Source organism: Chitinophaga cymbidii, from assembly GCF_007992715.1.
GTDB lineage: Bacteria > Bacteroidota > Bacteroidia > Chitinophagales > Chitinophagaceae > Chitinophaga > Chitinophaga cymbidii.
The window spans coordinates 324666-338075 of record NZ_BKAU01000004.1 but is presented as its reverse complement, the minus strand read 5'-3'; the positions used below and the strand labels follow the sequence as shown (position 1 = coordinate 338075).

At 53.7% G+C, this 13410-nt stretch carries 15 protein-coding genes; 11 read left to right on the top strand and 4 right to left on the bottom strand.

Annotation, left to right across the window (positions count from 1 at the left end):
• Positions 1–95: 95 nt before the first annotated feature.
• Genes CCY01nite_RS17625 through CCY01nite_RS17615 form a run of 3 tightly spaced genes read left to right on the top strand, consistent with a single transcriptional unit; the run spans position 96 to position 2682 of the window.
• Positions 96–887, top strand: coding sequence for an MlaE family ABC transporter permease (locus CCY01nite_RS17625; RefSeq protein WP_146864577.1), 792 nt, complete (start codon positions 96–98; stop codon positions 885–887).
• Between the two features lies 1 nt (position 888).
• The gene (locus CCY01nite_RS17620; protein WP_146864575.1) at positions 889–1662 is read left to right on the top strand and encodes an ABC transporter ATP-binding protein; all 774 of its coding nucleotides are present in this window, start codon (positions 889–891) and stop codon (positions 1660–1662) included.
• A gap of 3 nt (positions 1663–1665) precedes the next feature.
• The gene (locus CCY01nite_RS17615) at positions 1666–2682 is read left to right on the top strand and encodes an MlaD family protein (RefSeq protein WP_146864573.1); all 1017 of its coding nucleotides are present in this window, start codon (positions 1666–1668) and stop codon (positions 2680–2682) included.
• Positions 2683–2718: 36 nt separating this feature from the next.
• Here CCY01nite_RS17615 and CCY01nite_RS17610 read toward each other — a convergent pair whose 3' ends face one another.
• The 3 genes from CCY01nite_RS17610 to CCY01nite_RS17600 form a co-directional block, all read right to left on the bottom strand.
• Complete coding sequence (locus CCY01nite_RS17610) at positions 2719–3489, bottom strand: TerC family protein (protein WP_146864571.1); 771 nt, start codon at positions 3487–3489, stop codon at positions 2719–2721.
• 32 nt (positions 3490–3521) lie between these two features.
• Complete coding sequence (locus CCY01nite_RS17605) at positions 3522–3779, bottom strand: TFIIB-type zinc ribbon-containing protein (RefSeq protein ID WP_146864569.1); 258 nt, start codon at positions 3777–3779, stop codon at positions 3522–3524.
• Between the two features lie 75 nt (positions 3780–3854).
• Positions 3855–4190 (bottom strand): hypothetical protein, encoded by a 336-nt coding sequence (locus tag CCY01nite_RS17600; RefSeq protein WP_146864567.1) that lies wholly within the window; start codon positions 4188–4190, stop codon positions 3855–3857.
• A 105-nt stretch (positions 4191–4295) separates the two neighbouring features.
• Here CCY01nite_RS17600 and CCY01nite_RS17595 point away from each other — a divergent pair, with 105 nt between their 5' ends.
• Genes CCY01nite_RS17595 through CCY01nite_RS17560 form a run of 8 tightly spaced genes read left to right on the top strand, consistent with a single transcriptional unit; the run spans position 4296 to position 11703 of the window.
• On the top strand, positions 4296–5522 hold the full coding sequence (locus CCY01nite_RS17595) for a multiheme c-type cytochrome (protein ID WP_146864565.1): 1227 nt from the start codon (positions 4296–4298) through the stop codon (positions 5520–5522).
• 40 nt (positions 5523–5562) lie between these two features.
• Complete coding sequence (locus tag CCY01nite_RS17590; RefSeq protein WP_146864563.1) at positions 5563–6627, top strand: tellurite resistance/C4-dicarboxylate transporter family protein; 1065 nt, start codon at positions 5563–5565, stop codon at positions 6625–6627.
• A gap of 1 nt (position 6628) precedes the next feature.
• Positions 6629–7693, top strand: coding sequence for an MFS transporter (locus tag CCY01nite_RS17585; RefSeq protein ID WP_146864561.1), 1065 nt, complete (start codon positions 6629–6631; stop codon positions 7691–7693).
• Positions 7694–7713: 20 nt separating this feature from the next.
• Positions 7714–9927: a molybdopterin oxidoreductase family protein gene (locus tag CCY01nite_RS17580; RefSeq protein WP_146864559.1), complete on the top strand. Its 2214-nt coding sequence runs from the start codon at positions 7714–7716 to the stop codon at positions 9925–9927.
• Between the two features lie 20 nt (positions 9928–9947).
• On the top strand, positions 9948–10517 hold the full coding sequence (locus tag CCY01nite_RS17575; RefSeq protein ID WP_146864557.1) for a 4Fe-4S dicluster domain-containing protein: 570 nt from the start codon (positions 9948–9950) through the stop codon (positions 10515–10517).
• A gap of 10 nt (positions 10518–10527) precedes the next feature.
• Positions 10528–11019, top strand: a complete 492-nt coding sequence (locus CCY01nite_RS17570) for a Rieske (2Fe-2S) protein (protein ID WP_146864555.1) — start codon at positions 10528–10530, stop codon at positions 11017–11019.
• Between the two features lie 10 nt (positions 11020–11029).
• Positions 11030–11284, top strand: a complete 255-nt coding sequence (locus tag CCY01nite_RS17565; RefSeq protein WP_146864553.1) for a DUF6755 family protein — start codon at positions 11030–11032, stop codon at positions 11282–11284.
• 11 nt (positions 11285–11295) lie between these two features.
• Positions 11296–11703 (top strand): DUF6157 family protein, encoded by a 408-nt coding sequence (locus tag CCY01nite_RS17560; protein WP_146864551.1) that lies wholly within the window; start codon positions 11296–11298, stop codon positions 11701–11703.
• Between the two features lie 39 nt (positions 11704–11742).
• On the opposite strand, the gene CCY01nite_RS17555 is transcribed toward CCY01nite_RS17560, so the two are convergent.
• Positions 11743–13407, bottom strand: a complete 1665-nt coding sequence (locus CCY01nite_RS17555) for an FAD-dependent oxidoreductase (RefSeq protein ID WP_146864549.1) — start codon at positions 13405–13407, stop codon at positions 11743–11745.
• Positions 13408–13410: the final 3 nt, after the last annotated feature.

The window sequence follows — 13410 nt, the reverse complement described above, 5'->3', positions numbered from 1 at the left end:
TGTTTGATCATATATTCGCAACAGCAGTACAACAAATCGACACTTTAAATTGTAAAGTAATATTAATAATATTTATTTACCTGTAAAACTGGCCAATGGAGCAAACAGAACAGCCTGACAAGCCCGTCATTTCCAAAAGCCTGGATGCTTTCTTTACCGGGGTTTACAATATCTTCAAGTTTATCGGCAATTTCTTCCGGGAAGTGATGCTTCCGCCGTTTGAGGTGAAGGAGCTTGTTCGCCAGTGTTACATGGTGGGATATAAATCGTTGGCGCTCATTAGCTTAACGGGTTTTATAACCGGACTTGTATTCACGAAGCAGTCGCGCCCCTCCCTTGCTGAATTCGGCGCCACTTCCTGGCTGCCCTCGCTGATTGCCATTGCAGTGATACGCGCGCTGGCGCCGCTGGTAACGGCCCTGATCTGCGCGGGGAAGGTAGGTTCCAGCATTGGCGCGGAGCTTGCCTCCATGAAGGTTACGGAGCAGATCGATGCGATGGAGGTATCGGCCATCAACCCTTTTAAATATCTCGTGGTAACGCGCATCCTGGCCTGCACCATCTGCCTGCCTATCCTGATGGCCTATACGGCGCTGATAGGGATGGCGGGGTCTTACCTGGACGTGCACCTGAATGAACAAACCACGCTGGCGGCCTTCCTGCAGAGCGCGTTCTCGAATATTTCGTTCCTGGACTTCGGGGCCTCGCTGTGCAAGGCCATTATTTTCGGGTTTACCATCGGCACCGTGTCCTGCTACCTGGGATATAATGCCACACAGGGTACCCAGGGTGTGGGGAAAGCCGCCAACGTTTCCGTGGTTGTTTCCATGTTCCTGATATTTATTGAAGAGATCATCATTGTTCAACTGGTAAATATGATACGCTGACATGAAGCCGTTTACACCTGATATCGACTGGAACGAGAAAGTGATCTCCATCCGCGGCCTGTACAAGTCCTTCGGAGAGAACAGGGTGCTGCAGGGCGTTGACCTGGATCTTTATAAAGGCGAGAACATTGTGGTGCTCGGGCGTTCCGGCACCGGCAAGTCCGTGCTGATAAAGATCATTGCCGGGCTGCTGAAGCAGGATGCGGGCACGGTGAATGTACTCGGGCAGGAAGTATCGCAGCTGAAAAGCGCAGAATTACGGGAGCTGCGGCTCAAAGTGGGGTTCTGCTTTCAGCATGGCGCGCTGTACGACAGCATGACCGTCGGCGAGAACCTTGCATTCCCGCTCACGCGCAACGAACCGGGCATGAAGCGCGAACAGCGTGAAAAAAGAATAGAGATCGTGCTGGACGCCGTGGGATTGTCCCAGACGATCGACCAGATGCCCGCGGAACTTTCCGGCGGGCAGCGCAAACGTATCGGTATCGCCCGTACGCTGATCCTCCGCCCGGAGATCATGCTGTACGACGAGCCCACCGCCGGCCTCGACCCGATCACCTGCATCGAGATCAACAACCTGATCAACGAAGTGCAGAAAAGGTTCAAGACCAGCTCTATTATCATTACGCACGACCTCACCTGTGCAAAAGCCACCGGTGATAAAATCGCTGTGCTGAAAGACGGACAGTTCATCAAAAAAGGAAACTTCGACGAGGTATTTGAATCGGACGACGAGCTGATCAGGGAGTTCTATGATTATAACTTTATACAATAAGCTATGAAAGGTACAAGTACAAAACGGGGTGTTGTTGTGGGCATATTCATTTTTGTGGGCCTGATCATCTTTGCCACGGCCATACTGGTGTTGGGCGGACAACGAAAATCATTCATCCAGTCCGTTCAGGTGAAAGCCCTTTTCCACGATGTGGGCGGCCTGGCTAAAGGCGATAACATCTGGTTCTCCGGCGTAAAGGTCGGCACCATCCGCAAGATCAGCTTCGTAGATCATAACCGGATAGAAGTGTTGATGGACATCGAAAAAAGCTCCCGGCAGTTCATCCGCAAGGATGTTGTTGCGAAAGTGAGCACAGACGGGCTGGTAGGCAACAAGATCATTGCGCTCACCGGCGGCTCCTCGCAGGCACAGCCGATCGAGAACGGCGACCAGCTCGCCGTAGCCACTACCATCAGCAGCGATGAACTGATGAACACCCTGCAGGTGAACAACAAAAATCTCGTAGAGATCACCGGTAATCTGAAAAATATTTCCCGGAACATCATGAACGGCCAGGGCACGCTCGGCAGACTGATCAATGATTCCTCCGTGTTCATTGAACTGGACCAGACCATGGTTACCCTGCGGAAAACGATGGCTAACACGCAGCTGCTGACGGAAGGACTGGCGGACTACGCTAAAAAACTTCAAACCAAAGGCTCGCTGTCCAACGACCTTATCAGCGACACCATTGTTTTCAGTAAATTGCGCAGCACTACGGTAGAACTCGAAGCAGCCTCACAAAAGGCGAATGATATGGTAGGTAATCTGAAAGAGATCACTACCAGCGTCAATGAAAAGCTTGGTGGCAGTGAGTCCGCCGCCGGCGTGCTCCTCAACGATCCCGAAGCCGCCGAAGACCTGAAAGCAACCCTTTCCAATCTTGAAAGCACCACGCAAAAGCTGGATGTGAATATGGAGGCATTGAGGAGCAATTTCTTATTCAGGCGGTATTTCAGGAACCAGGAGAAAGCAGAGAAGAAGAGAGTAAAAGATAGTTTGAAGAATGCGAACAGATAAAAAAGGGCAGGCTCCAAAACGCCTGCCCTCCTTCATTTACATCTCTGAATTGTTCAGTTCGATATTCTTCGCACGTCTCCCCCGCAGCCGGATGTTCAGCAGCTCCACTACCAGCGAGAAGCCAAGGCAGGAGTAGATGATACTCTTGCTGACCTCCTGGTGAAAGCCGCTGGCGATCAGTACTACGCCGATCACGACCAAGAATGTCAGCGCCAGCATTTGCAGCGTGGGTTGTTTGTTGATGATCCTCGTAACAGGACCGGCAAACAACATCATGATCGCAATGGAAACGACCACTGCAATGATCATGATCAGCACCTCATCTACCAGGCCCACCGCGGTGAGGATCGAATCGAAAGAGAAAACCGCGTCCACCAGCACGATCTGGAAAAGCACGGCGCCAAGGCTGTGGGGCTTGCGGGTGGTCTTTTGTGTTTCCTCCCCTCCTTCCTGCAGCTTGTGGTGTATCTCCAGCGTACTTTTAACGATCAGGAACAGGCCCCCCGCCAGCAGGATGATATCCTTCCAGCTTAAAGGGATCACCATCCCGTTCAACCATTTGAAATTGACGACAGGGTCTTTCAACCCGATGATCCAGTTGATGCAGAGCAGCAAAGCTACCCTGAATATCATCGCCAGGCTCAGGCCGATATTCCGCGCGCGGCGCTGCTGCTTCTCAGGCAGCTTACCCGCAACGATCGAAATAAAAATGATGTTATCTATGCCCAGCACTATTTCAAGAAAGCATAGTGTGAGCAGGCTTATCCAGACCGCCGGGTCCGCGAAATCGGGAATGATGAATTCCATCGGTTTGTTTTTACAGTTTAAATATGTTGCGTTTAATCGAAATCAAAAAAATCACCGAGGAAACCTTTCTTTTTTCTGGGGTGCTGGTGCTTGTGGTAGTCGTCATACTTTCCACGGTCATCTCTCCGGTCGTTTCTTTCACGGTCGTTACCAGCGCGGGCATCGTATTCCAGCAGTTTGTCAAGTTCACCTTTATCCAGCCAGACGCCCCGGCAGGAAGGACAATAATCGATCTCTATATTATTCCTGTGCGTCATCAGGAGCGTTTCATTACAATTCGGACATTTCACGGTCTTCCGTTTTTAAATTAAGAATAACCCGCACTTTACAGGCGGGGCAAGCATCTACATTAAAAAAAGAAGCCGTCAGAATGGTGTCAGCCGGTGAAGAAAGATGTAATATACCGGTCTGAGCCACTCAAAACGCGCTGCCGGCTTACCAAACGATGTTGTTTGAAGAACAAAAGCTCCCGGGCCCTGTTGCCGGGCCTTATTGCTGTATTTCCGGGCAGCGGTCAGCTCAAAACCGGTCTTGCCTACTTCATGGTTATCATTTTCGTAAACAAGCGACTTCAGCAGCTGCCGGTTCCCCGGCTCAATACGGTCAGGTAAAATGGGGGATGCAGTAGAGAACAGGCTCAACACCAGCAGGAAGATGATTCGCAGCCTTTTGCCAAAAGATATTTCTGTATAGTAAGTCAACTGTTCTCTGAGAAATTTCCTGCCGAATGTACTAATTTTTATCAGCTTTTCCGAAAACCTGAAACTGCAGAAAATACCCGTATATTTATTTACTATTCCACTGTTATGAATAAACGTCAGCTGTTTGTATCCATTCTTGTTATTGCCGTTGCCATGCTCTCCCGTTGCGCCGGCAAGAAACCCGCCGGCAGGGACGCAAGAGGCGAACAGTTCGCAGCTGCATCCACCTGTATGAGCTGCCATAAGGATATTTACGAATCCTACATCACAACGGCGCATTACCATACCTCCGCTCCCGCCTCCCCTTCCACCGTCAAAGGCAGCTTCGACCCTCCGCATAACGTTTTTCATTTTGCGAATGCTACGGATGTGATCATGGAGCGGAAGGACAGCCTTCTTTTTCAGACGGCTTATGTGGACGGGAAACCCCAACAGCAATACCCCTTCGACATCACCATCGGCTCCGGCAGAAAAGCGCAGACATACCTTTACTGGCAGGACAAACAATATTTCCAGCTGCCCATTTCATACTTCGTACCGGTGCAAAAATGGGCGAACAGTCCCGGCTTTCCCGCATCGCACCCCAACTTCAGCCGGGTGATCCCCAGCACCTGCTTCGGCTGTCACAGCTCCATGGTAGCATCCACGGAGAAGATCACCGGCGTGCAGCGCACGGAAGAATTTGAAAAAAAGGAAGCCATCTTCGGTATCGATTGCCAGCGCTGCCACGGCCCCGCCGCGGAGCACGTCAACTATCATACGGAGCATCCCGCAGAAAAGGCCGCCCGCTTCATCACAAAGATCAATACGCTTGCCAACCAGCAACAGCTGGATATGTGCGCGCTTTGCCATTCCGGCCTGAAACCCATGCTGCGCTCCGCTTTCCTCTTCAAGCCCGGCGATGTGCTGGCCGATTTCCTGCTGCCTACCGTCGCCTTTCCTTCAAAACCCTCGCAGCTGGACGTTCACGGCAATCAATACCAGCTCCTGACCGCCAGCAAATGTTTTACGCAAAGCAAGCAAATGAACTGCTCCACCTGTCATGATCCGCATACCACCGAGCGAAACAACATGCAGGTATTCTCCCGCCGCTGCATGAGCTGCCACCAGGCGGACAGCGGGCATTTCTGCAAGCTGAAAACCCTCCCCGCTTCTACACTTCAGCAGAACTGTATCGACTGCCACATGCCCGCCCTCCCCTCCGGCTCCATCACCTTGCTGACGAACGGGCAGGAAAGTCCCATTCCCGATTCCGTTCGCACGCATCTGATCACTATTTATCCCGATGCAACGAAAAAAATACTAATGCGGATGACCACGGGCAGCTTTTAGGCAAAACAGATTGCGTATTTTTAATTTAAATATCTCATCCATGCCTCATCAGGAAGCACTTGCCCATCCGGGGCAACCGGTCAGATACACATCCCTTGAAAACTTCTTCCCTGGCTACTTTGCGCTGGTCATGGCTACGGGCATCGTATCTATGGGACTGTTCCTCTGGGAATATGAATGGCTGGCGCGGCTGTTCCTCTATGTAAATATTTTCTTCTACGCAATGCTCTGGATCATCTTGATCCTCCGCATCGTCCGGTTTCCTGTCATTGTCTGGAATGATCTGCATCATTCCGCGCGTGGTGTTACATTCCTTACCTTAGTAGCCGGAAACAACGTACTGGGCAGCCAGGTAGCCGTGATCACCGGCAGAATGGACATTGCGCAGGGGATCTGGATAGCCGGGCTGGTATTGTGGGCCTTGCTGCTCTATACGTTTTTCCTTGTGAATATCCTGAAGGAGCCGAAACCTTCGCTGGACCAGAGCATCAGCGGCGCCTGGCTGCTGATCGTGGTGGCTACGGAATCGGTGGCCGTGCTGGGCGCCATTATCGCGAACAGCTCCACCGTGCACTGGCTCATCGCTTTCATTTCCCTGTGCATGTACATGACAGGCGGCATGTTCTACTTTGTGCTGATCGGGCTGATCCTTTACCGGTGGCTTTTCTTCAGCATGGAAGCCAAGACCATTACGCCGCCGTACTGGATCAACATGGGCGCCGTGGCCATTATTTCGCTGGCGGGCTCGCGGCTGGTGATGTATGCGCGGGCGCATGAAACCTTGCAGGGATGGGCGGGATTCATTCAGCCGTTCACGATGTTCTTCTGGGCTTTTGCCAGCTGGTGGATACCGCTGCTGTTCCTCATGTTCGCTTACCGGCATTTCATTGCAAGAGTGCCGTTGCAATATGATCCGCAGTACTGGTCCATGGTTTTTCCGCTCGGCATGTACGGCGTGTGTACGTTCACGTATGCCGCCGTAACGGAATTCACTTTCCTTAAACCCATTTCGGCTTTATTTGTTATATTAGCTTTAACCACCTGGGTCATTGTGTTTATCGGTCTGTTGATAGAACTATTTTCGATAAGGAAGAAAAAAACGTAACATGCATACCTCTTTAAACAAAAAGGCTTTACTGGTTGCATTGGTTGTTACCCTGGCATGTGTGGTCATCTCGTTTTACGGGTCGCGGAAGCTCCAGAATTTTGACCCGGCGCTCATCGCCTATTTATTCGGCACCCTGTTCGCGCTGTTCGGCGGCATTTACCGCTATTGCGTATGGCTGCAGCGCCCGCCCACCTGGATGTATTTCCGGCGCACCTGGCAATTCGTTTTTTCAGGAAGCTTTTTCGTACACCTGTACTACCTCGCCGCGGATTCCGTAAAGAACCTCCTGTTCCAGCGCTTTATCTATCCCCGCGGAAAGAAAAGGTGGATCGCGCACTTCCTGCTGGCTACCGGCTGCATGGCCGCCTTCGCCATCACCATTCCGCTGACGCTCGGCTGGATCAACTTTACGCTGGACCCCGCTACCGCGCTTGATCCCGGCACCACGCGCCTCTATTACGCCAACTTTTTCGGGTTCCAGGTGATGAGCTTCAAGCTGGGCTCCGTGATGGCATTCCTCATCTTTCATGCGCTGACATGGTGCTCCTGGCTGGTGATCGCCGGTGCTGTTTTTTTTATGGTACGGAGGATGACCAACGCGGGACTGATCGCCACACAGACTTTTGAAGGCGACCTGCTGCCGCTGATCCTGCTGATCATCATTTCCGTTACCGGCCTCGGCCTGAATTACAGCTATGCCTTTATGAAAGGAATGGCCTACGATTTCATGGCCGTTACGCATGCTATTTCGGTGATCCTCTTCCTGGTGTGGATACCGTTCGGAAAATTCTTTCACATCATCCAGCGCCCGGCACAGATCGGCGCGCATATCTATAAAAAAGAAGGCATGAAAAGAGGCATGGCCGTTTGTCCGCATACTGGCCAGGCATTTGCCACGCAATTGCATGTGGACGATCTGAAGACCGTTACGCAGCAGCTTGGCTTCGATTTCACGCTGGAAAACGGCAGCTCGCATCTCGATTTCAGTCCCGAAGGAAAACGCTCCCTGCTGGCAAAAGCACATTTGCAGGCACGGCAGGAAGGCGGCAACCTTTTTGGCTAATCCCGGTAAATAACTATCCAATGGCAAGACTACCCGCATCTCCGGAAAAGATCATTCATGAATTTGGGCCGCATCTCAACTATGCACCGCAGGAAGGTTATCCCGGCAGGGACGAGCCGGACAAAAGCGTGAAAACGCATTGTTGCTTCTGCGGCATGCAATGCGGCATTCAATTGCTCGTAAAGAATAATAAAGTAGTAGGCTTTGAGCCGTGGATGGAATTTCCGTTCAACCAGGGCCGGCTGTGCCCCAAAGGCGTGCAGCGCTACTTGCAGGACAATCACCCCGACCGGCTGCTGGGCCCGCTGGAACGCGCGGAGGGCGTGGGTTTCAAGCCCGTGTCCTGGGAACACGCCATGGACCGCACAGTGTCCGAGATCCGCCGCATCCAGCAAACATACGGCAATGACGCCTTCTCGGTGTTGTCCGGCGTATCGCTGACCAATGAAAAGAGTTACCTCATGGGCAAATTCGCCCGTGTAGCGCTTAAAACCGCCAATCTTGATTATAACGGAAGGCTTTGCATGGTCAGCGCCGGCGCGGGCAATAAAAAGGCGTTCGGGCTGGACCGCACCTCCAATAACTACGAAGACCTGGAACATGCGGAAGTGATCATCGTTGCCGGCGCCAACGTCAGCGAAACCTTCCCCACGCTCACGCACTGGATCTGGCGCGCGCGTGACAACGGCGCCCGGCTTATTGTGATAGATCCCCGCGTGATCCCGCTGGCGCGCACGGCAGACATTCACCTGCCGGTAAAACCCGGTACAGACTCCGCACTCTACGGCGCCATGCTGAAATATCTCGCGGACCACGACATGCTGGACCATGATTTCATCAATAATCACACCACCAACTTCCAGGAAACGCTCGACGCCGTGAAGGACTACACGCTCGAATGGGCCGAATCCGTAACAGGCATCGAAAAAGAAAAGATACAACAGGCCGCCGAACTGTGGGGAAAAGCAAAAACAAGTTTCCTGCTGCATGCGCGCGGCATAGAACATCACTCCAAAGGCGTGGAAAATGTGCTGGGCTGCATCAACCTCGTGCTGGCCACCGGCCGCATCGGCAAACCCTATTGCGGCTACGGCACCATCACCGGCCAGGGTAACGGTCAGGGTGGCCGCGAGCACGGGCATAAATGTGATCAGCTGCCCGGCAACCGCGACATCACCAATCCCGCACACCGGCAATACATTGCGGACGTATGGGGCATTCCCGAACCGGAACTGCCCGGCAAGGGGCTTACCGCCTACGAGCTGATAGAAGCCATTCACCGCGGAGAAGTAAAGGGATTGCTGTCCATCTGCTTCAATCCCCTCGTATCCTTACCGAATAACAATTACGTACGCGAAGCGCTCGAAAAGCTGGAATTCTACGTGTGCATAGACTTCTTCCTGAACGAAACCGCGCGGCATGCGGACGTTGTGCTGGCCGGTTCATTACATGAAGAAGAAGATGGCACGGTGACCACGGCAGAAGGCCGCGTTGTTCGTATACGCAGGGCCGTTACCCCTCCCGGTAACGCCCGTCCTGATACAGATATTATCCTGGAACTGGCGGAAAGGCTCGGCGCGGGCGACAAATTCAGGTATGCCGATACAGAAGCGATTTTCAACGAGCTGCGCGTAGCGTCCAAAGGAGGTACGGCGGATTATTACGGCATCACTTATAAAAAGATAGAGGATAACATGGGCGTATTCTGGCCCTGCCCTTCCGAAGATCATCCCGGAACGCCCCGGTTGTGGGAAGACCGGAAATTCGCCACGCCTGACGGCAAAGCGCATTTCAACCCGGTCAAATACCGCGATCCCGGCGAAGTAACGGATGACGAATATCCCGTTGTGCTGACTACCGGCCGCGTGGTATCGCAGTACCTGAGCGGCACCCAGACCCGCCGCATCGGCAAGCTGGTAGGGCTGATCCCGGAGCCCCTCGTGGAGATACACCCCGTGCTGGCCGCGCAGTACGGCATCCGGCAAAGGGAGCTGGTAAGGGTCACCACCCGCAGAGGCTCCGGCGAATTTCCCGCGAACATCGTGGAAACCATCCGCAAGGATACCGTGTTCATCCCCTACCACTGGCCCGGCAAAAAATCCGCCAACCAGCTCACGCCCGGCACGCTCGACCCGGTATCGAAGATCCCGGAATTCAAGGTCTGCGCCTGCAAGCTGGAACCGCTCGGTAAAATATCCGCCCCCGGCGAAGCACATGCATTTGACAGTATCTGATCACCCTTTAATTCATTGTTATGGAAGTGACCGCATATAAAACAGACATGGAATTCTTCGTAGACATGCAGCGCTGCATCGGCTGCAAAGCCTGCGAAATGGCATGCGCCGAATGCGAAACGAACGGCCATCAAAGCATGATACATGTCAACTATGTGGAACGCGCCGTGTCCATTCAGACCACCGTGCAGGTCTGCATGCATTGCGACGATCCCGTGTGCGCCCGCGTCTGCCCCGCGGATGCGATCTCCAAAGACGATTTCGGGGTGGTGCACAGCGCCAATACCGCCCGGTGCATCGGCTGCTCCAACTGTGTGATGGCCTGCCCCTTCGGCGTGCCCATCAAGGAAGAGAAATACGATATGATGATGAAATGCAACATGTGCTACGACCGGACCAGCGCCGGCAAAAAGCCCATGTGCGCCACCGTCTGCCCCAGCCAGGCGCTGTTCTACGGCACAAGGGAAGAGATCAGCCGGATGCGGCCGAACAGCACGCCTGTGAATACTTTCATCTTCGGCCAGCAAACGGTGACCACCAAGGTAAATATCATGATGCCGAAAGGCAGCACTCATCTGAAAGTTCATTAATCTGAAAGATATGTCTGATCAAACAGCAAAAGACCCGAACTGGAAACAGGATTTCCCGATAGAACGGACCGCTTCCACACAGGTCAGCCGCCGGGACTTCGCGCGGTTCCTGTGCCTTGTTTCCGGTGGCCTCGCCGTAGGCAGCGCCTATGTAGCGGCCAAAGCGCATTTTTTTCCGCCGGAAGAGATCAAAGGAGAACATTTCGTTTGCAAGGCGGACAGCGTGCCCGTAGGCGGCACCCGCTCCTTTGTGCTGGAAGGAAGCTCCATCCCCTATATTCTTATACGTTTGGAGAATGGCGACTGGCGGGCGTATGAACAGAAATGCACCCATCTTTCCTGTGCCGTGTACTACAAGCCCGGCAGCGGGCAGATCGTGTGCCCCTGCCATGAGGGATTCTTCGACGCCACGACAGGCGAAGTGCTGGCCGGCCCGCCGCCACGGCCGTTGCCCGCATTACAAGTAGTGCTGAAAGGAGAAGATGTTTATGTAACCGCGTGAATATATCGCTATGAGCAATTTCAAAGACGCCCAGAACAAAGCGCATCCCAACAAGCGCAACACGCTGATGTCCGCATTGATCGTGATCCTGATCCTCAACATCAGCATACAGATATGGCTGCTGTATACCGGCCTGAATAACGCGCTCGGCAAGCATAAAGACATTGCCCTGCCCGCGTTCATCGCCTCGCTCGTGCTTTTCCTGATCGGTTTTTTCTGGTTATATTATCTGCCGATGGGCGACCGCAAGGATAAAAGCCGTTAATTTGCGGAACGATGCATACCACCAACTACTATAATACATTTATCAGCGTGGCGGACGACTGTCCCGTTACCGAAGCGGAGATACCACCAAAGAAAGCCTCCGGCGAAACAATTGCCAACCGCCAATTTGATATGTTGCAGGCGCACCCCTACCGCTATACTTCCGATGATGTCATATTCGAAGGATACGTCATGAAAAATAATCCCACACGGCAAAACCTCGCGCAGGCCCGCGAGCAGTTCTTTTCAAAGGGACAAGCCTGTTTACGTTCGTCGGCGCTGGCGAAGCGCTATGGATGGGGCTTTCATTTTGATGCCGATGGCAAAGTGGCGATATATGCGCTGGGCTCGCCGGAATATGAGCAATATGCGCATGACGGTAGCCTGAAGCAACTGAAAGCCATGAAGAGCAAGCGGTAAAAAAACAGGGGCGACCGCTTCGATCAACCCCTGTTTCCGTTATGCGATCTCCGGCAATTCCAGCACCTGCCCGCTCTTCTTCAACCGCTCCGCCAGCTTCGTGTAATCCACCTCCTGCACCTTCTTCCCTTCCTCTATCGCCAATGCCGCGGCAATACCGGCGCTTTGCCCCAGTACGATCCACGCCGGCTCCACCCGCACAGAAGAAAACGCCACGTGGGAAGATGACAAACAAACCGGCACCAGCAGGTTGCCGCATTCATCCGCCTTCGGCGTGATAGCGCGGTAAGGCATCTGGTAAGGCTGTCCGATCTTCCTGGATTTGAGATGTTTCGGGAAGATAGTTCCTTCATTGATAAACCCGTCGTCCGTGGCGATGCGCTGGCAGTCATGGGAATCTACTGGGAATGACCCGATGCCGATGGAATCCGGTTTTTCCACATCATGCAGGATGTCTTTTTCCGTGAGGAAATACGCGCCTTCCATTCTCCGCGCTTCGCGCACGTAGAGCACGGGGGGGAAATGATCAAATTTCGGGAACTCGTCTTTTGCGTAACCGATCTCCTGCATCTGCTGCCGGATCTTTTCCGGCACGGCGGGATCGGTGGTGAGGAACCAGAACAGTCCCTTGCAATACTCCGTATGTGCGTTCCAGATAGCCTGCCTTTCCCGTGCGGAGCCGTCCGGGTAAGCGGCGTTCAGGCCCACCAGGCCGATGGACAGTTGCAGGCCGATGCCGTTGTTGCCGTCCAGCTTGTTGCCGGGCAAGGGATACAGGTCGATCAGGCGCGGCGTGTCAGGGTATGCCTTCAGAAAGCGGCGTACCAGTTCGTAAGCCGCCGGATCGTAGTTGGCGGGTTGTGTGAAAGGGACCCTATTGGCCGGATCTTTCGAGAAGCAGAAGCGGAAGCTGTAGGTCATGATCAGCTTGTCCCCCGCTCCTTCCTGCGGTCTTGTTGTAGAAGAAATGTATGGCAGCGGTTTACGCTGTGGATCATACGCATCCATCGTCACCGGCTTTTTCGGATAGATGGCGCCTGCCAGCGGCTCGTTGAACTCGCTCCTGCTTTCGCGCCCCACCCTGTACCCTACGCCCGCGGCGGCCATGAGATCGCCTTCATAGCTTGCGTCGATGAACATTTTACCGGAGAACGTTTTGCCGGAAACGGTGCGGAATGATTGCAGCAGGCCACGCTTCTTCCGGGCGCGGTGCAACGTTTCGCCCAGCACCACTTTCACGCCGGCTTCTTCCAGCAACTGGTGGAAGATATTTTCCGCAACATGCGGTTCGTAGGTCCAGGGGCGGTTGTCTTTCACGCTTACTTCGTAAGGCAGCTTAACGCCCTTGTCCGTATAATGTTTTTCCACGCGCAGGTGAAATTCCTCGAAGATGCCGCGCAGCGTTTCCCTCGCCATCTGGTTGGAATCGCTGAAGCTAAGCCCCCCGCTCATCATGCCTCCCGCCAGCAGCAAGGGTTCCACGAGCACCACCCGTTTTCCCTCGCGGCCCGCGGCCACGGCCGCCGCGATGCCCGCGGGCGTAGCGCCGTATACCACCACGTCGGAATGCTCCGTGGGACCGGTTACGTCGGATATGAAATCAGCGGCCTGCGTGCCGCCGGAAAATAAGGCGGGTATGGTAACCGCTGCCAGTACGGTGGAGCGGATGAATGTACGGCGGTCCTGTTGTTTCTTTTGTTCCATGCT